18 protein-coding genes are annotated in these 19,040 nt (G+C 48.8%); 10 read left to right on the forward strand and 8 right to left on the reverse strand.

The features are described 5' to 3' along the window. The first annotated feature begins 6 nt into the window (after nt 1-6). Nucleotides 7-1,017 carry a COX15/CtaA family protein gene (locus tag ACKLNH_RS15480; protein WP_413113166.1) on the forward strand — a complete coding sequence of 337 codons (1,011 nt, stop codon included), beginning with the start codon at nt 7-9 and terminating at the stop codon, nt 1,015-1,017. After that, nucleotides 1,004-1,894, forward strand: a complete 891-nt coding sequence (gene cyoE, locus ACKLNH_RS15485; RefSeq protein ID WP_413113167.1) for a heme o synthase — start codon at nt 1,004-1,006, stop codon at nt 1,892-1,894. Before ACKLNH_RS15480 ends, cyoE begins: the two co-directional genes overlap by 14 nt. Before the next feature lie 85 nt (nt 1,895-1,979). Here cyoE and nfuA read toward each other — a convergent pair whose 3' ends face one another. Together nfuA and ACKLNH_RS15495 are read right to left on the reverse strand one after the other, a co-directional pair. Next, nucleotides 1,980-2,564 carry a Fe-S biogenesis protein NfuA gene (nfuA, locus tag ACKLNH_RS15490; protein ID WP_413113168.1) on the reverse strand — a complete coding sequence of 195 codons (585 nt, stop codon included), beginning with the start codon at nt 2,562-2,564 and terminating at the stop codon, nt 1,980-1,982. Between the two features lie 83 nt (nt 2,565-2,647). Beyond that, nucleotides 2,648-3,340 (reverse strand): ComF family protein, encoded by a 693-nt coding sequence (locus ACKLNH_RS15495; protein ID WP_413113169.1) that lies wholly within the window; start codon nt 3,338-3,340, stop codon nt 2,648-2,650. Between the two features lie 35 nt (nt 3,341-3,375). On the opposite strand from ACKLNH_RS15495, the gene bioH reads away from it, so the two are divergent. The 3 genes from bioH (at nt 3,376) to ACKLNH_RS15510 (ending at nt 5,223) form a co-directional block, all read left to right on the forward strand. Then, entirely contained in the window at nt 3,376-4,149 is a 774-nt protein-coding gene (bioH, locus tag ACKLNH_RS15500; RefSeq protein ID WP_413113170.1) for a pimeloyl-ACP methyl ester esterase BioH, read from the forward strand. Between the two features lie 115 nt (nt 4,150-4,264). Continuing rightward, nucleotides 4,265-4,612, forward strand: a complete 348-nt coding sequence (locus tag ACKLNH_RS15505; protein ID WP_413113171.1) for a hypothetical protein — start codon at nt 4,265-4,267, stop codon at nt 4,610-4,612. Between the two features lie 137 nt (nt 4,613-4,749). Beyond that, a complete protein-coding gene (locus ACKLNH_RS15510) occupies nt 4,750-5,223 on the forward strand; it encodes an ATP-dependent Lon protease (protein ID WP_413113172.1) in 474 nt (157 codons plus the stop codon). Between the two features lie 40 nt (nt 5,224-5,263). Here ACKLNH_RS15510 and ACKLNH_RS15515 read toward each other — a convergent pair whose 3' ends face one another. Beyond that, a complete protein-coding gene (locus tag ACKLNH_RS15515) occupies nt 5,264-7,582 on the reverse strand; it encodes a Tex family protein (RefSeq protein WP_413113173.1) in 2,319 nt (772 codons plus the stop codon). A gap of 167 nt (nt 7,583-7,749) precedes the next feature. On the opposite strand from ACKLNH_RS15515, the gene ACKLNH_RS15520 reads away from it, so the two are divergent. Beyond that, on the forward strand, nt 7,750-8,148 hold the full coding sequence (locus tag ACKLNH_RS15520; protein WP_413113174.1) for a hypothetical protein: 399 nt from the start codon (nt 7,750-7,752) through the stop codon (nt 8,146-8,148). Between the two features lie 18 nt (nt 8,149-8,166). Here the strand turns inward: ACKLNH_RS15520 and ACKLNH_RS15525 are convergent, their stop codons facing one another. Continuing rightward, entirely contained in the window at nt 8,167-9,087 is a 921-nt protein-coding gene (locus tag ACKLNH_RS15525) for a lipid A-modifier LpxR family protein (RefSeq protein WP_413113175.1), read from the reverse strand. Nucleotides 9,088-9,616: 529 nt separating this feature from the next. Here ACKLNH_RS15525 and ACKLNH_RS15530 point away from each other — a divergent pair. Continuing rightward, nucleotides 9,617-10,378 carry a hypothetical protein gene (locus ACKLNH_RS15530; RefSeq protein WP_413113176.1) on the forward strand — a complete coding sequence of 254 codons (762 nt, stop codon included), beginning with the start codon at nt 9,617-9,619 and terminating at the stop codon, nt 10,376-10,378. Nucleotides 10,379-10,435: 57 nt separating this feature from the next. Here ACKLNH_RS15530 and greB read toward each other — a convergent pair whose 3' ends face one another. Further along, the gene (greB, locus tag ACKLNH_RS15535) at nt 10,436-10,912 is read right to left on the reverse strand and encodes a transcription elongation factor GreB (protein ID WP_413113177.1); all 477 of its coding nucleotides are present in this window, start codon (nt 10,910-10,912) and stop codon (nt 10,436-10,438) included. A gap of 412 nt (nt 10,913-11,324) precedes the next feature. Between greB and ompR the strand changes: the two genes are divergently transcribed. The 3 genes from ompR to ACKLNH_RS15550 all read left to right on the forward strand — a co-directional run bounded on the left by ompR (nt 11,325) and on the right by ACKLNH_RS15550 (nt 13,876). Further along, nucleotides 11,325-12,044 (forward strand): osmolarity response regulator transcription factor OmpR, encoded by a 720-nt coding sequence (gene ompR, locus ACKLNH_RS15540; RefSeq protein WP_413113178.1) that lies wholly within the window; start codon nt 11,325-11,327, stop codon nt 12,042-12,044. Nucleotides 12,045-12,124: 80 nt separating this feature from the next. Continuing rightward, on the forward strand, nt 12,125-13,468 hold the full coding sequence (gene envZ / locus ACKLNH_RS15545; protein ID WP_413113195.1) for a two-component system sensor histidine kinase EnvZ: 1,344 nt from the start codon (nt 12,125-12,127) through the stop codon (nt 13,466-13,468). Nucleotides 13,469-13,528: 60 nt separating this feature from the next. After that, nucleotides 13,529-13,876: a GlpM family protein gene (locus ACKLNH_RS15550; RefSeq protein WP_413113179.1), complete on the forward strand. Its 348-nt coding sequence runs from the start codon at nt 13,529-13,531 to the stop codon at nt 13,874-13,876. A gap of 77 nt (nt 13,877-13,953) precedes the next feature. Here the strand turns inward: ACKLNH_RS15550 and recG are convergent, their stop codons facing one another. The 3 genes from recG to spoT form a co-directional block, all read right to left on the reverse strand. Beyond that, nucleotides 13,954-16,035 (reverse strand): ATP-dependent DNA helicase RecG, encoded by a 2,082-nt coding sequence (gene recG, locus ACKLNH_RS15555; RefSeq protein ID WP_413113180.1) that lies wholly within the window; start codon nt 16,033-16,035, stop codon nt 13,954-13,956. Nucleotides 16,036-16,156: 121 nt separating this feature from the next. After that, on the reverse strand, nt 16,157-16,846 hold the full coding sequence (gene trmH, locus ACKLNH_RS15560) for a tRNA (guanosine(18)-2'-O)-methyltransferase TrmH (protein WP_413113181.1): 690 nt from the start codon (nt 16,844-16,846) through the stop codon (nt 16,157-16,159). A 75-nt stretch (nt 16,847-16,921) separates the two neighbouring features. After that, complete coding sequence (gene spoT / locus ACKLNH_RS15565) at nt 16,922-19,024, reverse strand: bifunctional GTP diphosphokinase/guanosine-3',5'-bis pyrophosphate 3'-pyrophosphohydrolase (protein ID WP_413113182.1); 2,103 nt, start codon at nt 19,022-19,024, stop codon at nt 16,922-16,924. Nucleotides 19,025-19,040: the final 16 nt, after the last annotated feature.

Below are 19,040 nucleotides of genomic sequence, written 5' to 3' on the forward strand. Positions count from 1 at the left end.
GTGACCATGAAAATCTATCCGCGTTTGTTGTTGCTCTCTTTGCTGCTTGGGGTCGTGGTGGTGGGAATGGGGGCGTACACCCGGTTGACGGAAGCGGGATTAGGTTGCCCAGACTGGCCCGGCTGTTATGGCTCATTGACCGTACCGAGTACTGACGCGCAAGTCAGCAAAGCGACGCGCCTTTATCCTGATATGCCGTTGGAAGTCGATAAGGCATGGAATGAGATGATACACCGCTACCTTGCAGCCAGTTTGGGTGTGATGATTTTGGTGGTGTTTATTGCGGCTTGGCGCTTAAAGCTGCCACTCACAGGGCCAGCGTCCTTATTACTGCTGGTGATATTTCAGGCCATGCTAGGGATGTGGACGGTCACCATGAATTTGAATCCTTTGATTGTCATGGGGCACCTCTTGGGTGGGTTTGCGCTCGTCTCTCTGCTTTGGTGGCAGTGGCTGTGCTATCGAAAGGCGTGGTACGGCGCCATGCCGAACCTTGGTCGGCATTTGAAATATCTCGGTGTGATAGCAACCGCTTGTGTTGTGGGACAGATCGCATTGGGAGGATGGACCTCTGCTAACTACGCTGCGGTCGTTTGTACCAGCTTGCCGTTTTGTCAGGTAGATTGGATTGATATGTATGATGCGACGGCGTTTTATCTGCTGCAACCTGAACATGAGACATATCAGTTTGGTGTACTCGATTACGCTCAGCGCGTCACTATTCATGTGACTCACCGGCTAGGCGCTATCGTTACAACAATTGTGGTATTGAGTTACTTGATTCGTTTAGCGAGAAGCGGCGTTGCCAAGCAATACTGGTCGATACCCGCCTTAATGCTTTGTTTGCAGATTCTCTTAGGGATTAATAACGTGGTGTCGATGCTGCCGTTAGCGAATGCCGTTGCGCACAATGTGGTGGGGCTAGGGTTGTTATTGAGCATGTTATACAGCGTACAAGCCGTCACATTGGCGCAACGCGCATTTCATTCACACGGAGGCCAATATGGCAAAATCTGATGCACTTCTTTTATCGGTCTCTTTTGGTTGGCGTGATTACCTCACCATGACCAAGCCCAAAGTGGTGGCAATGCTGTTGCTGACGGCACTTGTCGGCATGTGTTTAGCCACGCCAACATTGCCGCCGTGGCATGTTTTACTGGTTGGGTTATTAGGGATAGGCTGTCAGTCGGCTGCTGCTGCCGTGTTTAATCATGTCTTGGACCGCAGAATTGATGCACAGATGGCACGCACCTACCATCGCCCATTGGCGAAAGGCCGTGTGGCAACCCCGCATGCGGTGTTGTTTGGTGTCGTATTGATGGTGGTGGGGTTTGTGTTGTTGTATGCCTTGAATGCGCTGACGGCATGGCTAACGTTGGCAAGTTTGGTCGGTTATGCCTTGGTCTATACAGTATGGCTGAAGCATGCCACACCGCAAAATATTGTTATTGGTGGTTTAGCGGGGGCTGCGCCGCCATTGCTGGGTTGGACGGCCGTGACGGGAGAGGTTCATAGTTATGCGTTGCTATTGGTGATGCTGATCTTTGCGTGGACGCCCCCTCATTTTTGGGCATTGGCGATTCACCGTCGTGACGACTACGCCAAAGCCGGTGTCCCGATGTTACCGGTGACGCATGGCATCGCATTTACCAAAACCATGGTGCTATTTTATACCTTTCTGCTGTTTGTTGTTGGGTTGCTACCTTGGTTAACAGGGATGAGCAGTTGGCTATATTTGCTGGTGGCAGGAAGCGCCAATTTAATCTTTATCTATTACGCGTTGGTATTGAAATTTACCGATAAACCCGGGCAGGCTTGGGGAACATTTAAATTTTCGATTTGGCATCTATTGGTGCTGTTTGTTGCCTTGCTGGCCGATCACTATTTGCTGTGATGCGCAGAAGACTAAATAACAACGGCACCAATAGGGAATTGGTGCCGTTGTTGTTTTTACTTAAAAGTCATCGCTGTAGAGAGGCTTAGTAGTATGAGTGCTCACCGTGGGCATGCTCAGTCACATCTTTCACGCCGGTTAGTTCGCCTTCAAACTGGACCAGCAGCTGCTTTTCGATGCCTTCTTTTAGCGTTACATCGACCATCGAACACCCATTACACCCACCGCCAAACTGCAGGATAGCAATACCTTCATCGGTAATTTCCACCACGCTAACATTACCACCGTGCCCAGCAAGTTGAGGATTAACCTCGGTTTGAATGACGTAATCAACACGTTCGATCAGTGGTGCATCATCAGCGACTTGACGTACCTTGGCATTCGGTGCTTTTAAGGTGAGCTGAGAGCCCATTTTGTCGGTGACAAAATCGATTTCAGCATCTTCAAGAAAAGGCAGGCTGGTTTCATCGATATAAGCAGCAAAGCCGTCGAAATCGACTTTGGTATCACTGCCTTCTACTGCTTCTGGTGGACAGTAAGAAACGCCACACTCGGCATTTTGTGTACCAGGATTAACAACAAAAACACGAATATTGGTGCCTTCGGCTTGTTGCTCAAGCAGTTTGGCGAAATGAGATTGAGCATTTTCAGTAATGATAATTTGTGACACGGCAAATACCTGACTTGTTCAGTATGTTTTATCTCCATTCTACTCCTTCATTGCTCAACGATCATCCTTATTTTCAATGTGGTTTATTGTGGGGGAGTGGTGCGTGATAAACAGTAGATGTCGACCCGTTTGACGCCATGGTCGAGTAAGAGTTGCGTTAAACTGTTGGCGGTGGCGCCAGTCGTAACGACATCATCCACTAGAGCGACATGCTGGGGAAGTGATGCCGTCGTCGAGAGTGCAAATGCGTCTTTAAGGTTGTGCAAACGTTGCTGCCGATCAAGGGCTTGCTGCGGTTGGGTATGGCGCTGGCGTTTTAAGTGATGGTAACTGACGGGAATGTTTAAATGTTGGCTGAGAGCCTGACTGAGTAAAGCACTTTGGTTGTACCCCCGTAATAGACGGCGACGCCAGTGCATTGGTACGGGCAATAACAGTGAGGCGGGGTGGTGTATTTGTGTGCTAAGCCATGCGGCGAGTGGCTTGGCTAACCAAGGTTGGCGCTGGTACTTAAAGCGGCGGATTAACATGTCCAACGGAAATTGGTGGGGGCCAATAGCGGTCAATGTTTGCCACAAAGGCGGCAAGCGCAGGCACGTACCGCACTGACTTGGGCTACCCGTGGCCGGCAATCCGCAGCGTTGGCAGTGAGCTGGCGCACGACACCAATGGCGACAGTCATCGCAACAAAAGTGTTCATTGGCACGTAACGGCAACGTACACAGATGACACTTTTCTGTTTGTTTGAGAAAGATTGTTTTGATCCTGACTCTCACTTACCATTTAACCTTCACGATAAAGGACAGTGTAGATGACAGCGGAATATCAATGGCGTATAGAAGGTGAAGGTTACGATCTGGTTCTCATTCATGGCTGGGGAATGAACGCTGCAGTATGGCATCATTTGCTGCCGCTGTTGACGCCCTACTTTAGGGTGCATTTGATTGATTTACCGGGCTATGGCTATAACAGTCAGTATGTGAGTGAACATATTGACGAAGTGGCGCAACTTTTGCTTAACAAATTACCAGCAAGTGCAATCTGGCTAGGATGGTCGTTAGGTGGCCTCGTGGCTAAAAAGGCGACCTTAATGGCGCCCGAACGGGTCAAGGCGTTGGTGACCGTCGCAAGCAGTCCATGCTTTACCGCACAGCCGCGCTGGCGCGGCATTAAACCTAGTGTATTGGCGGAATTTGAAACGCAGTTAGCTGAGGATTACCAAGCCTTGATTGAGCGGTTCATGGCGCTGCAGGCAATGGGAAGCAAAACGGCGAGGCAAGATATTAAGCAACTGAAAAGCGCCGTGTTGGACTACCCAAGCCCGGACCCGGTGGCGCTAAAGCAAGGGCTTGATTGGTTGGCGAAGCTTGATTTGCGTGAGGAGCTGGGGGCGATAGCTTCACCGTGGTTACGCATGTATGGCCGATTAGATGGGCTTGTGCCAATCAAGGTTGCCACAGAGCTAGACAGTCAGGTAACTAACTCTACCTCGGTGGTGTTTCAAGCGGCATCGCATGCGCCATTTATTTCCCACCCCGAGGAGTTTGTGGCAGCACTGCGCACCTTTGTTACCTCACTTGAATAGCTGCACCATGATTGCGCGACAGACTTGCTGATGATTGTTTGCACGATTATTGCTCAACTTTAATGCGAGGTTGCCGATAATCTAATAGGAAGGACAGGGAAAGGAGTCAAGCAAGATGGCGATACAACCCACCGGTGGCAGGTCGATATATGTGGTGTCACCAACCGTGAAGTCGATAAGGGATGAGAGTCTAACCCGGGCACCGTTTGCTCCGCAGACGAGCCAGTCGTCACTAGATTCAACGGCCTTGCGGCGACAAGTTGCGGCATTGGAAGCTGCCGCGCAGCACGATGCAGAGCAACAGCTTGAAAATGGGTCAGAAAAGTTGAAATCATTTACGTATGGCGCGGTTGGCATGGATCACCCAGAGTCTGTGAAGTTGCAAGAAGATGAAGCCTACAAAGCCGGGCAAGTGCTTAAGGCGATTGGGACGGTAGGCGGAATCATTGCGTTACTTGTTTAAAGGCATAATGCGTTAGTCAGCGTAGTTAGCACTGCTGTCAGTGATGCGCTTATTGGTTTATGCTACTGTTGTTAGATGACGAGCTTGGTTCTGGTTAGATTGGCACAAAGTGGCATAGTGGGCGGGGGGATAAATCAATGCTAACGTTACCCACGGTGACAGGGGCGCCCGTTATCGCACCAACGGTGAATATCCCAACAGAGCAGACGGCGCGCGATAATCGGGTGCGAGAAAAAGTACGCCCGACGGCTCAAGCCACAGCCAGTGCCAAAGAGCGTGCATTGCGCTCCGATGATAAGCAGCATCAGCGTCCGAGCTGGGACCCTAGCGAACATGTCGATTATCAGCCTGCCAATCATCAGCCTGCGGATCTATTGTCATTGGCTTATGCTGAAGGTAGTGACTTGGCACACTTGGCGCAATTGTTGTCTCCTAACACGTACTTGGGCGATCAGTCGCAAGGCTATACCTTGAGGATTAAGCTCCCCCGAGAAGTATTAGAAAAGCTCGAGCAGTTTAGCTTTGCCATGCGTGTTAAAGGGGTCGTGAGTCGGCGTTATGCGACGACAACATTGCCGAACCCGACCGTGAAGTATTTAGTGGTTATTTAAATCGCGAGGGTAGCCCTCGCGATTATTACGGCCAATTAGGTTATTTGCGCGCTTTTTTAAACGCATCAGCCATGGCGCCACCAAAGGCATTCCCCATCGTTGAACCACCACGAGGCTCATTGCGTGGTTGACGCGGCTTGTTCGGAGTCGTTGAATGCGTTTCGCGCGCCGGGCGTGTTTGGCCAGGCTCATCGCTAAGGCGCATTGACATGCCAATTCGCTTACGCGCAATATCAACTTCCATCACTTTAACTTTGACCACGTCGCCAGCCTTAACGACGTCACGCGGGTCGGAGATAAACTTATCCGACAGGGCAGAAATATGCACCAACCCATCTTGATGGACGCCGACATCAACAAACGCACCAAAGTTGGTTACATTGGTGATCACCCCCTCTAATATCATGCCCGGAATAAGATCTTTCACCTGATGAATGCCTTCGGCAAAGGTGGCAGTTTTGAACTCAGGTCGCGGATCGCGTCCCGGTTTATCTAACTCAGCGATGATATCGTTGATGGTGGGTAGTCCCACTTGCTCTGTCACAAATTGTGCCGGCGTAATGGTGCGCAAAAACTCTTTGTTGCCAATGATCGCGTCCAGCGCCTTATTCGCCTGCTCTGCCATCGCTTTTACAATCGCATAAGATTCTGGGTGGACTGCCGATGAATCGAGCGGGTTTTTCCCTTGCATAATACGTAGGAAGCCAGCGCATTGCTCAAAGGCTTTAGGCCCTAAACGTGCGACTTTCTTTAATGTGCTGCGACTAGTAAAGCGCCCATGTTCGTCTCGATATGCGACGATATTTTTCGCGATGGTGGAATTTAATCCTGCCACCCGAGTCAGCAGTGGAACCGATGCCGTATTCACGTCGACGCCAACGGCGTTCACACAGTCTTCAACCACCGTATCAAGGCGCTTAGCTAGCAAGCTTTGACTGACATCGTGTTGATACTGACCAACACCAATCGACTTAGGATCAATTTTCACCAGCTCAGCAAGCGGGTCTTGTAAGCGGCGTCCAATCGACACGGCGCCTCGCAATGAGACGTCAAGGTTCGGGAATTCGTTGGCAGCCAATTCTGATGCTGAGTAAACGGATGCCCCAGCCTCACTGACCATCACACTTTGCACTTTTAGTTCATGCTCTTTAAGGAGCTGAGTAACAAAGGCATCGGTCTCTCGAGAGGCGGTACCGTTACCAATCGCGATCAGATCGACGTGATGCTTGTTAATCAGCGCTGCGACTGCCGCTGCTGCTTGGGCGTATTGTTTTTGTGGCAGGTGCGGGTAGATGGTCGTCGTATCGAGCAGTTTTCCGGTTGCATCCACCACGGCGACTTTACAGCCAGTGCGCAGACCAGGATCGAGTGCCAATGTGCAACGAGGTCCAGCCGGTGCTGCCATTAACAAATCTTTGAGATTATCAGCAAAGACTTGCATTGCTCCCTCTTCGGCTTTATCGCGTAGCACGCCCATCAGTTCAGTTTCCATATGCAGAGCGATTTTCACACGCCATGCCCAACTGATCACCTGTTTGCGCCAACTGTCTGCTGGCGCATCTGCCAACGTGACACGATAGTGGTCAGCAATGATCACTTCGCAATAGGAGCCTTTTACCCCCTCATCTTGAGTTGGGTCTGCATTTAAGTTGAGCTGTAACACTCCCTCATTTCGGCCACGGAACATGGCGAGAGCGCGGTGGGAAGGGACTTTGCTTAGGCGTTCGTTGTGCGTAAAGTAGTCTTTGAACTTAGCGCCAGCTTGTTCTTGTCCGCTGACGACTCGGGCTTGAATCTCTGCCTGACTATTGAGGTGGCGACGGATTTTCTCTAGTAGCGTGGCGTCTTCGGCGAAGCGTTCCATTAGAATAGCTCGTGCGCCATCTAATGCCGCTTTGCTATCTGCAATTCCTTTTTCAGGGTCAACATAGCGGGTGGCAGCCTGCTCCGGAGATTGAGACGGATCTAGCCATAACCCTTCGGCTAAGGGAGCTAAGCCTGCTTCAATGGCAATTTGCCCTTTGGTGCGACGCTTAGGTTTGTAGGGGAGGTAGAGGTCTTCTAAGCTGGTTTTACTGTCTGCGTTTTGAATGGCCGCTTCTAATTGTGGGGTGAGCTTTTCTTGCTCTCGGATCGATTTTAGGATGACTTGGCGTCGAGCATCGAGCTCACGCAGATAACCGAGTCGTGATTCCAGTGTACGTAATTGCGTGTCATCCAGTCCACCAGTGACCTCTTTCCGATAGCGGGCAACAAAAGGTACGGTATTGCCATCATCAAGCAGATTGACTGCGGCGTCTACTTGTTGCTGACGAACATTCAGCTCAGTAGCGATCAGTTGAGAAATCGTTTTGCTCATCCATTGAATCTCATTAGGGGTTGATGCCTCCATTCTACGGTGCATCGACGAGCAGGCAAGAGGAAGGGAGGCACGCACTGTTAAAATGAGGAAAAATCAATTAGGGCTGGGCTGATTATTTGTGCTCCATTATACTCTGTGGCCTTGTTATTCCTGTGTGTAATGATATGAAAAAGAGATGGTATGCAGCGTTACTGCTATTAAGTGGCTGCGCTAAAGTTGACTATGATATGTCGCGGGTTAACTTTGGAGATGAGCGACAGGTGGTGATTGAACAACTGGGTGAGCCAGGAGATCGTCAGCTACATGGGCGTTATGAAGTGTTGCAATATTGCACCGTAGGTGGCGGGATCGGTACCACTCGCTTTGATATGATCTGGTTTCATGATGGCAATGTCGTGGGAATTGAAGATTATGAGCTGACCAATGCGCGAATGTGCGAGCGGCATTATCGCGCGGTGGATTGGGAGCAAGCACCGGGCATGGCGCAAAAAGCGGATAAAATCTTTGAGATTCGCGATGGGCGTGAAGAGTCAGATACTGAGCTAAAGATCAATGTGGACTAAAGCCGCATATTCTTTAGCTTAATAAAACCACAAGAGGGCGAGCGACGCATAGCCGTTGTATTTATCGCTGGAAGGGCGAAAGGTACTATGCCCATATCGCATGCTGATGTCGGTCGCCCATTGTTGATACTGAATATAGAGCCCAGATAATAGCAGTGTCTGGTGCGGGGTGAGATCGACGCGGCTAGCGTAGTTTACACTTCCTGTTACTGTTTTATCTTCAAGTACATAGCGTTGTCGTAAAGCGGCATAGAGAAAGTACCGATTTGTCGCATAGCGAAAACGCGGCTCTAGACCGTAGACAGACGATAAGATGCCGGGCTCGATACCTTTCCCCCACATCGCGCTCGTTCCCACTTGCAGGTATTGCGATGTGGTGCCCCATTCTGCGGCTGCCTGCACGCTGAGCAGGTGATTAGGCTGACGCCAAAGTGGGAAATCGCCCTCCATCCCAACATTGAGTAATAAGGTGTCTTGTACTTGATGTGACCAGCCGAGTGGTTCGCTGGAATCCGTCCACATGTGAACATGTCTCTGCGCGCGCTCCCCTTGAGCGCTTGGGCCAAGGATTCCCGCTTCAATCCAGTTGGTATAATGGTTGTTGTTGTGTTGACTGCTGAGCATCGAACGTATGCTCAGCGTTGCGGCATAGGGGCGGTCGTCGGGTTGCGGGGTGGAGATTGCGATCTCGTTTGGAGTCCACATTTTGTGCTCTAATGCCCACTGCTGGATGCGTTGCTCAGAGCCGGGCAATAATTGCCCTTGTGAGCGAATGGCGCTGGGCTGGGCATGTAATGAGGAGTGAGAAGCACGACGCAAGCTTAAGCCGTTGGAGTAATCGCCATCATCTCGCAACAGAATATCGTTATCCATGCGCAGCTGCCAGTTGGCCGCGACGGTGGAAGTGCTAAAAATCAGTAGACCGATAAGTAATCGCATAGCGCAACACTCTGAAGTAGAAGTCTTTTTATTGTGGTCAATAAAGTGTTGTCTATCTAGGATGGTGATCTCATTTTTAATGGAAATATCAATATTGTGCCGTTTATCGACATTATGTTACTGTTTTAACGCTATTAATTTCAGCAGGAAGCGGGTGGAATTAGATTCGAATATATCCTATTGCACACACTTATTGTTTATAGTCAAAATATTTAATTGACTTTATTGCAGCCGTGTGGGCTTTTAATTGGCATAAGTCAGTGATAGGATCCCCTCGCTTAAAATAATGCACGTCAATTATATTGATGTGTATATTTAATAAAGCTCGTTAGAAAGCGTCTATTTAATATTAGGTATTATTAGCAACGTTTGTTAGCTTATTATGGATGTGATAAGTTGCTTTCCACTAAAAGGATATATCCACTGTCAGACTCTTATTAGAGACGAGATGATGGTGAGTTTTATTACAAGCGTAAATGGATTTATTTATGTCAAGGACGAATGCTTACACTAACTTGATGATATTAAAATGCAGAAAAAACTATTGCTTGTACCTTTTTTACTTGCTTCGCCATTGGGCGCATATGCAGAAGAATATGTCGACCCAGCTAACGTTACAAAGCTCTATTCTCAAGCGGCCATATTAGCCAGTGGTAATGCAAATGTACAGTTACAAGCCCAGGTGTCTGGTGCGATAACGGAAACACAATCCTTTGCCCTGTTGGGTGAGGTTGATTTGGTTTCTGATGGTGACAATGCGAATAATAGCTTTGGTGCTAATTATGCTCAATCACGCTTTCAGTATTTTCATATTATAGACACAACATCAGAGTCGTTACCAAGTGTTGGCTTTTCTGTTGACTATATTAATGTCGATACTGAAATTAAAAATGATATATTGTCAATTGGTGCAATCGCATCGATCAACCCTAAGTATACTGCAGGTATCCTAATTTTTCCTCGAGTAGGCTACACCACAGGTAATATAGTACTATCTGGTGTTGATGAAGATGTTAATGGCTATAATGCAGGTATTTTTGCAGTTAAACGTATTGGTAATAAAGGTGCGCATTTAGCATTTATTCCTGAGTATCAAGACATGTCAGGTGATAGTGTGGATATGAATAATTTTGCATTTAAGGCTGCATTTAATCTTCCTATTAATGAAGACCGGACGGTATGGCTAAATACACGTCTTGATTACGGGAAAACAACCATGAAAATCAACAATCACAAGCTAGAGAGTGATTGGGAATCTGATGTTTGGGTTGGCCTTCGTTATTACTTCTAAGTCCAAGCGATAAGAGGTGACGGTTTGAAGGTGATCGCTTTCAAACCGTTACGTGGTTTAGCTTGTTTCATACTCAATACTGTTGATAAACCACTCTTTGTCACCCTCAGGGGTTTTGACCACGAACTCATCATCGACCTCGCGTTTTAATAGGGCGCGTGCCATTGGAGAGTCAATCGATATACAATCTTTTCGCTCATAGATCTCTTCCGGTCCGACGATTTGAAAGCGTTTTAGCTCACCATCTTCGTTCTCAATTTCCACCCAAGCACCAAAAAAGACTTTTCCGGCTTGTTGTGGCGAATAATCAATGATTTGTAACTCTTTTAGGCACTTTCTTAAGTGTCTAACCCGCCTGTCTATTTGCCGTAACACCCTCTTATTAAAGGTGTAATCTGCATTCTCTGAGCGGTCTCCCAGGCTTGCTGCCCAAGTGACAATTTTGGTAATTTCTGGGCGTTTTACATCCCACAGGTAATCGTGCTCTTCTTTAAGCTTATTGTAACCCTTGCGGGTGACTAATTTGGTTTTCACTTTTCTATCCTACTCACTCAGGGTAAGCATTGCAGTATTGCCACTTGATGATGACCATCCGAGGACGGGCACGGTGCTATTGGCCTTTACTATACTGTGCTTTGTTATGTACGCCAATTTCGTCAGTTAAAATGCATGGCATGGTTATTAATATGCTCAACAGTAAAGGGCTGTTTCAGGGGAAGGTGATATGTGAGAGCATAGATAATAAAACCGTGAAATATGTCTCGTTTTTGGCTTTTAGCACGTTAGTGGTGTGCAGATACGCAGCGGTTCCAGACCTTATATCAGGATTCGAGTATCAGTTGCGGTATACTCGACACAGCCCGTAACATTAATTTGTCTACCCTGAGTTTTTTTTTAGGTAAACTCAGCTTAGATGCAGAATGCAAGTCAAGTGCAGGTAAGAAAAATGCAGGAAAATTTCAAAGTACTGGTTGTCGATGATGATATGCGTTTGCGCGCGTTGTTAGAGCGTTATTTGTCTGAGCAAGGCTTCCAGGTACGTAGTGTCTCTAATGCCGAGCAGATGGATCGATTGCTTTCACGTGAAACATTTCACCTAATGGTGCTTGATCTCATGCTACCGGGCGAGGATGGCTTGTCTATTTGTCGCCGCCTTCGTAATGCCAACAATAACCTTCCGATTGTTATGCTGACGGCAAAAGGCGATGAAGTTGATCGTATTGTAGGGCTAGAGGTAGGCGCAGATGACTATCTACCAAAGCCGTTTAATCCACGGGAACTTCTTGCGCGTATTCGTGCGGTGTTGCGTCGTCAGAATGTTGAAGCGCCGGGCGCACCAAGTGTTGATTCTAAAGTGGTTGAGTTTGGTGAGTTCCGCTTAAATCTTGGTACGCGAGAGATGTTCCGCAACGAAGAGCCAATGCCGCTAACATCGGGTGAATTTGCGGTGCTAAAAGCGCTAGTGAGCAATGCGCGTGAGCCGATGTCACGTGATAAGTTGATGAACATGGCGCGAGGACGTGAATATTCAGCCATGGAACGCTCTATTGATGTGCAAATTTCACGTTTGCGTCGCATGATTGAAGAAGACCCAAGTCGCCCGCGTTATATTCAGACGGTGTGGGGTTTAGGCTATGTCTTCGTGCCTGATGGTGCCGATGCTTAAACGCTGAAACCATGTTTTGATGCCCGGCCATAATAGCCGGGCATTTGCTATTTAGGTGAGCCTAATTGGAGCTGAAGATGATGCGATTTTTGCCTCATAGTACTTTTACTCGAAGTTTGATTTTGTTGGCTGGGTTATTGATAACAAGCCAAATTTTCTCTTATCTCACTGTATTAAATTACGCGCTATTGCCAAGCTTGCACCAATTTAACCGTATATTGGCGTACGAAGTACGTCTAATGTTAAATGAGGACGTTAAGCTCGATTCAGGCCAAACGATTCATCTCGATACCCCATTGCGCCGAGAGTTATTGGAGCAACTGGGGGTGAGCGCGCATATCGACAGCGATCCTCTCTTTGTCGAGTATCGCAGTGCCACGCCGGTAGAGTACCTTAGTCAGGAGATGAGTGACGAACTTGGGGTTGAGACGGAAGTGCGCTTGGTGCTGGGGGCGGATAGTTACGTTCTATGGTTGAATGTGAGCGCAATGCCGGGCCAGTATTTGCGCGTGCCTTTGTCCGAACTGCAAGAAGATGATATCTCACCACTGTTCTACTACAGCCTAATCATTACCTTAGTAGTGATAGCGGGTGGATGGTTATTTATTCGTTTGCAGAATCGGCCGTTAAAGGATTTGGAGCATGCTGCGCTTCAGGTTGCTAGGGGTCATTATCCATCACCACTTCCTGAGCGGGGCGCTTCAGAAATTCGCTCTGTCACACGGGCTTTCAATCAGATGTCGCACAGTATTAAGCAACTGGAAGATGACCGAGCGTTATTATTGGCTGGGGTCAGTCATGATATCCGCACGCCACTAACGCGGATCCGTCTAGCGACGGAGATGATGTCAGAGCAAGAAAGCTATTTGGCTGATAGCATGATAAAAGATACTGAAGAGTGTAATGAGATCATTAGCCAGTTTATGGCCTACTTGAAATCAACAACAGAGCATAAAGCTGAAAATGTCGATATGAATGCGGTGTTAGACGAAGTGGCTGAGTTGGAGATGCATAGTAGTTATGACCATCATTATGATCTCGACTTGTCGCTTTTGCCTGCCGGGGTAAAAGGCGATACCGTTGCCATTAAGCGTTGTATTACGAATTTAGTGGTCAATGCCAAACGCTATGGCAATGGTTGGGTAAAATTAAGCTGTGGGTTGAGCGCTGATCGCCGCTGGTTGTGGGTCTGTATTGAGGATAATGGTCCAGGAATTCCTACCGACCAAGTGGATAAGATGTTTCAGCCGTTAACTCGAGGGGACGATGCACGCGGAAAGGCAAGCGAAGGCACAGGACTTGGCTTGGCCATCGTAAAGCGGATAATGGATCAGCACGAAGGGACGATTGATGTTCGAAACCGAAGTGATGGTGGGTTGCAGGTTCAACTCCGTTTGCCATTGAAAAAAAAGGCGAAGGTATAGTACGACCCTTTAAGGGAGTGGTGCCATCGCTGTGAAGTGTATCTTTGTAGAGAGTGTATTGTGTTGTTAGAAGTGTTATCCCGATTTGTCGCTGGTGGCAGTATGATTGTGACTGTGTCGTATTTAGGGCGTGTACTGCCAGCTTCCTTAGCGGGTATTGTGGTGTTATTTCCAGCGGTGACTGCATTGGGCTACTACTTTTTGTTTCCCCAACTGGATGTTAAGCAAGCTGAGCAGATTGCGTTATACACCTGTTTTGGGATTCCAACCGTGTTTGCGTTTGCTTTAACGGTGTATTTTTCTCTGCGCTATGTCGGTACTAACTATGCCATTATGCTTGGAATACTGGCATGGCTCATAGTGGGAGGCTTAGTTCTGTGGATTAAGCAACGGCTCGGGTTAGGCTGATATCAATAATTGGTGTCTTGTGCGCAAGGTCTTTACTTGCGCGTTGTCACTGTTCACATTGGCCATTCATCTCTAATTTAAGCATTTGAGTAGTTTTCTCGTTGCCCTAGCCAGCGTTCAATGATCGCGTTGGCATTGGGGCGATGCTGTTGCCAGATGTGCTGAGCGATTTTTTGTACCTGAGGAATGAGGTGTTGATCTCTGACCAAGTCAGCGACCTTAAAATCGGCCAGTCCGGTTTGTTTTGTACCAAGCAACTCGCCGGGGCCGCGTATCTCTAAATCTCGTTGCGCGATCACAAAGCCATCATTGCTATCGCGTAAAACGCCAAGGCGTTGCTGGGCTGTTTTTGATAACGGCGCTTTATATAGCAAGACGCAATGGCTTGCCACGGTTCCTCGTCCTACTCGCCCCCTGAGCTGATGTAACTGAGCTAACCCAAGGCGCTCGGGGTTTTCGATGATCATTAAGCTCGCGTTGGGAACATCAACCCCAACTTCAATCACGGTTGTTGCAACCAGTAGATGTAATTCGCCAGCCTTAAACTGGCTCATGATGGCTTGTTTTTCTGATGCCTTCATTCTGCCGTGCACCAAACCGATGTTTAGTTCTGGCAATAAAGCGGCGAGCTCTTCAGCGGTATCAGAAGCGGCTTGGGCTTCCAATACTTCGGATTCATCAATTAGGGTGCAGACCCAGTACGCCTGTTTGCCTTCGTCTAAGCAGGCGTGACGTACGCGATCGATAATGGCGTTGCGGCGGCTATCAGGCAATGCAACGGTCTGTATTGGGGTACGTCCAGGTGGGAGTTCATCAATGACAGAGGTGTCGAGATCAGCGTACGCCGTCATAGAGAGCGTTCGAGGTATCGGCGTTGCGGTCATAATGAGTTGGTGTGGGTACTGCTGGTATTTTGCCCCTTTTTGCCGCAGTTCAAGGCGTTGGCTAACACCAAAGCGGTGCTGTTCATCAATAATGATTAATGCTAGGTGTTCAAATTCGACCTGTTCTTGAAATAGGGCATGCGTGCCTATCACCATTTTTACTTGCCCAGAGCGGATCTTTTCTAACTCCTTTTCACGCGCCTTGCCCTTCAGTTTGCCCGCCATCCAGCCCACTTCAATATCCAGCGGGTTTAACCAAGCGGCAAAGTTGATGGCATGTTGTTCGGCTAACAGTTCCGTTGGGGCCATTAGTGCGACTTGATAGCCTTGCTCAATGGCCGTCAGCGCTGCAAGAGCGGCAACCAAGGTTTTGCCTGAGCCCACATCGCCTTGAACTAAGCGCATCATGGGATGAGGTTGTGTTAAATCGTGCTCGATATCATTAACGACGCGCGTCTGCGCTCCTGTTGGGCTGAAGGGAAGGGCTGCCAGCAGCTTCGGCTTCAATTGAGTCGACATTGCTAGCGTAACAGCGCGATCTTGTTGCCCTTTGCTACGTACCGCGAGCATCGACAAGTTTTGTGCTAACAGCTCTTCAAGGATTAAGCGCTGCTGTGCTGGGTGTTGACCGCTGTCGAGCTGCTGCAAGGCAATGTCAGGCGTTGGACGATGCAGAATATGCAGGGCTTGATTCATACTGAGTTGGTGATGATAGAGCCCAGCAGGAAGCAATTCAGGGACGGCGGCTTTGTCGAGTAGGGCGAGGGCTTGGTCAGTTAAATTGCGCAAGGTCTGTTGGCGCAGGCCGTCTGTGGTTGGATAAACGGGGGTTAACGTTTCTTCCAGTTGCAGTTCCGTTGGCGCGGAGAAGGTGCGGTATTCTGGATGGGCCATTTCAAGCCCAAACTTACCACGCTTGATTTCACCATAGGCTTTTATCTGTAGGCCCGGCGTAAAACCATTCTTCATTGCTGCGGTAAAATTGAAGAAGCGCAAGGTGATGCTGGCACTGCCATCGTTTAGTCGCACTGTGAGCATACGCCGACGCCCCATGCTGATTTGGCTATCGATAATTTCGCCACTGACGGTGAGGTATTGCCCTGGCATGGCTGAAATGATCGGGTAAACACGCGTGCGGTCTTCGTAGCGCAATGGGAGGTGAAAGAGTAGATCTTGCACAGAAAAGATGCCAATGCGATGTAATTTCTCTGCGACTTTTGCGCCCACGCCTGTAAGGCTGGTTAATTCAACTGCATCCAACATTCCTGCTGCCATAGGCCCCCCATTGAGTCTGGTATAGGGCTAAATATACTGGATAACCGTACAGTTGGCAAAGTCGTTGCTTGTTGCGTGCTTTATTTATAGAGGGGCCAGCCAAGAGGCCCCACAGGAAGGGTTATTTGCCTGCTTGCATCGCGGCCCACCATGCGTCGTCTGCGACAACTTGGCCTTGGTCATCAATGTGAGGGTATGCGAGGCCTTTGCGTTTAGCGACTTTCGCTAATACAGGATGACCGCGTTCAAATAAAATGCGGTTAATCTCTTCTGCTGGAATGGCACTATGAGTACGGTTGTACATGCCTGCCAGTGAGCGTTGACGCTGCGCTTCGTAGAGCACAAGGGCGCTAGCAACGGAAACATTGAGTGACTGCACCATGCCAACCATCGGGATGATGATGTCTTGATCGGCTGCGGCTAATGCTTCTTTTGAGATGCCGGTCTTTTCGTTACCCAAGACAACGGCTGTCGGTTTAGTGAAGTCTATTTCACGAAAATCAACCGCACTATCAGAGAGGTTTGTTACCAGAACTTGCATCCCTTGCGCTTTTAAGTGGGTAAAGGCATCGGTGACGGTTGGGTGGGTTTGAACTTCAACCCAATTCCTTGCACCAGCAGAGGTATGGCTTAAGGTACGCATCTCTTGTGTTGGCCAGACAGCGTGAACGCGGTGTAGGCCAGCGGCATCGGCTGTGCGGATGATGGCTGAGACATTGTTGGGTTTGTGTACTTCTTCAAGACACAGGGTTAAATCGGTCTGACGGGCTTTTAGCACATCTTGGATTCGTGCAAATCGTTCTGGGCTCATAGTCTTCTCAAACAAAACGCCCCGACGAGAACTCATCTGGGGCGTATTTAATATTATTACATTTTTATCAGTAGATTAGTTTCGTTGCCGTGAAACTTTCACCACGTTTGGCATCACACGTATGCGGCGCATGATATTGGCCAGATGGACGCGATCCGTGGTGGTGAGACGCACCGTGACAGTATAGAGACGGCCATCTTTCTCTTCTGTGGATAGGCCTTGAATATTGGACCCCGTCGCGGCGATGGTGTTGGTCAGATCCGCTAATGCGCCTTGATGATTGTGCACATCAATACGCAGGTCGGAGATAAACTCCTGCTGAACATCATCGCTCCACTCTACCGCCATGTATTTATCGGGCTCGTGTCGGTAGCCGCGGATATTGGCGCACTCTTCACGGTGAATAACCAGCCCTCGTCCAGGACTAATATGACCAATGATAGGGTCCCCTTTGATGGGATGACAGCAGTTTGCATAATTGAGCAAAATGCCATCGGCACCACGAATAGGGAGGCGGTTCTCTTCAGTATTGGTAAGCTCTTCAGCATTGCCCAGCAGACGTCGGGCGATAACGATACTCATCGATTCACCCAGCCCAATTGAGGCAAGTAAATCATCCATGCTATCGAGTTTTAATTCAGCCAAAATCGTCGCAAGATTGCCTTGATTGATATCATCAATTTTAAGCTCGCCAAGTGCATGATTGAGTAGGCGTCGGCCAAGATTGACGGACTCCTCGCGTTTCATGGTTTTTAATACTTGACGGATCTTGGTGCGTGCACGTGCAGTGACCACATAGTTGAGCCAAGCTGCGTTCGGGCGTGCGCCTGGGGCGATGATCACGTCAATGGTTTGTCCGTTCTTTAGTGGCTTACTAAGCGGGTAAGGTTGGCGATCCACTTTACAGCCAACGCAGGCATTACCAATGTCAGTATGTACCGCATAGGCGAAGTCAACGGCAGTTGCACCAACAGGAAGTTCGACAATACGTCCTTTCGGGGTAAAGACAAACAGCTCATCGGGGCAGAGGTCGGATTTGACGTTTTCAATAAACTCAAATGAGTTACCGGCACTTTGCTGTAGCTCGAGCAGGCTTTGCATCCAGCGTTGTGCTTTAACATGGGCCGTATTGCCGCTGTTGCGCTCGCCATCTTTGTAAGCCCAGTGCGCTGCGACACCACGGTCGGCCATCTGATCCATCTCTTCGGTGCGAATCTGCACTTCAACTGGCACGCCATGTGGGCCTACCATGGAGGTGTGTAATGACTGATAGCCGTTGGTTTTCGGTACCGCGATGTAGTCTTTCATTCGTCCTGGGCGCGGCTTATACAGGTTATGCGCTAGGCCTAAAACGCGATAACAGGTGTCGAGATCTTCAACGATGACGCGAAATGCATAGATATCCATAATGGAATGGAAACGCTGCTCTTTGCTTTTCATCTTGTTGTAGATGGAGAACAGGTTCTTTTCGCGCCCAAAAACACGCCCGTTGATCCCAGCATCGACTAAACGGCCTTCGATCTCTGAGTGGATTTTTGAAATCATCTCTTTACGGTTGCCACGCGCTATTTTGACCACTTCTTTTAAGATGCGATAGCGATTGGGGTAAAGGGCTTCAAATCCTAGCTCTTCGAGCTCAACTTTGATGTTATGGATGCCTAAGCGGTGTGCAAGGGGGGAGAAGATTTCTAGCGTTTCTTTAGCGATGCGACGTTTTTTATCGGGACGCAGGGCACCAAGGGTACGCATGTTGTGGGTACGATCAGAGAGCTTAATGAGGATAACGCGAATATCCTGCACCATTGCCATGATCATTTTGCGAAAGTTTTCAGCTTGTGCTTCTTTGCGATCGCGAAATTTCAGCTTATCAAGCTTTGAGACACCATCGACCAATTCAGCCACTGTCGCACCAAAACGGTCCGTCAGATCTTCCTTGGTGACTTCAGTATCTTCAATAACATCGTGAAGTAGGGCCGCCATGAGGGTCTCATGGTCTAAGCGCATTTCAGCCAGAATTTGCGCCACGGCGATAGGGTGAACAATATAGGGTTCACCGCTAGTACGGAATTGACCTTCGTGGGCGTCTCGCGCAACGAGATACGCCTGCCGAAGAGCCTCAAGATGAGGCTCTGGCAGGTATTGTGCTGCGGAGCTTCTCAGGTTTTCAAACAGATACAAACTGTCTGCTTCCTGA

The organism is Thaumasiovibrio clandestinus, from assembly GCF_047250365.1.
In the GTDB taxonomy this organism is placed as follows: domain Bacteria; phylum Pseudomonadota; class Gammaproteobacteria; order Enterobacterales; family Vibrionaceae; genus Thaumasiovibrio.

Bases quoted from the DNA above. Each gene is read 5' to 3' on its own strand.
- cyoE (WP_413113167.1), top strand. From the start codon at position 1,004: ATGGCAAAATCTGATGCACTTCTTTTATCGGTCTCTTTTGGTTGGCGT.
- trmH (WP_413113181.1), bottom strand. From the start codon at position 16,846: ATGAGCCCAGAACGATTTGCACGAATCCAAGATGTGCTAAAAGCCCGT.
- ACKLNH_RS15515 (WP_413113173.1), bottom strand. From the start codon at position 7,582: ATGAGCAAAACGATTTCTCAACTGATCGCTACTGAGCTGAATGTTCGT.
- ACKLNH_RS15525 (WP_413113175.1), bottom strand. From the start codon at position 9,087: ATGCGATTACTTATCGGTCTACTGATTTTTAGCACTTCCACCGTCGCG.
- ACKLNH_RS15520 (WP_413113174.1), top strand. From the start codon at position 7,750: ATGAAAAAGAGATGGTATGCAGCGTTACTGCTATTAAGTGGCTGCGCT.
- bioH (WP_413113170.1), top strand. From the start codon at position 3,376: ATGACAGCGGAATATCAATGGCGTATAGAAGGTGAAGGTTACGATCTG.
- ompR (WP_413113178.1), top strand. From the start codon at position 11,325: ATGCAGGAAAATTTCAAAGTACTGGTTGTCGATGATGATATGCGTTTG.
- recG (WP_413113180.1), bottom strand. From the start codon at position 16,035: ATGGCAGCAGGAATGTTGGATGCAGTTGAATTAACCAGCCTTACAGGC.
- ACKLNH_RS15530 (WP_413113176.1), top strand. From the start codon at position 9,617: ATGCAGAAAAAACTATTGCTTGTACCTTTTTTACTTGCTTCGCCATTG.
- ACKLNH_RS15510 (WP_413113172.1), top strand. From the start codon at position 4,750: ATGCTAACGTTACCCACGGTGACAGGGGCGCCCGTTATCGCACCAACG.
- ACKLNH_RS15505 (WP_413113171.1), top strand. From the start codon at position 4,265: ATGGCGATACAACCCACCGGTGGCAGGTCGATATATGTGGTGTCACCA.
- ACKLNH_RS15480 (WP_413113166.1), top strand. From the start codon at position 7: ATGAAAATCTATCCGCGTTTGTTGTTGCTCTCTTTGCTGCTTGGGGTC.
- envZ (WP_413113195.1), top strand. From the start codon at position 12,125: ATGCGATTTTTGCCTCATAGTACTTTTACTCGAAGTTTGATTTTGTTG.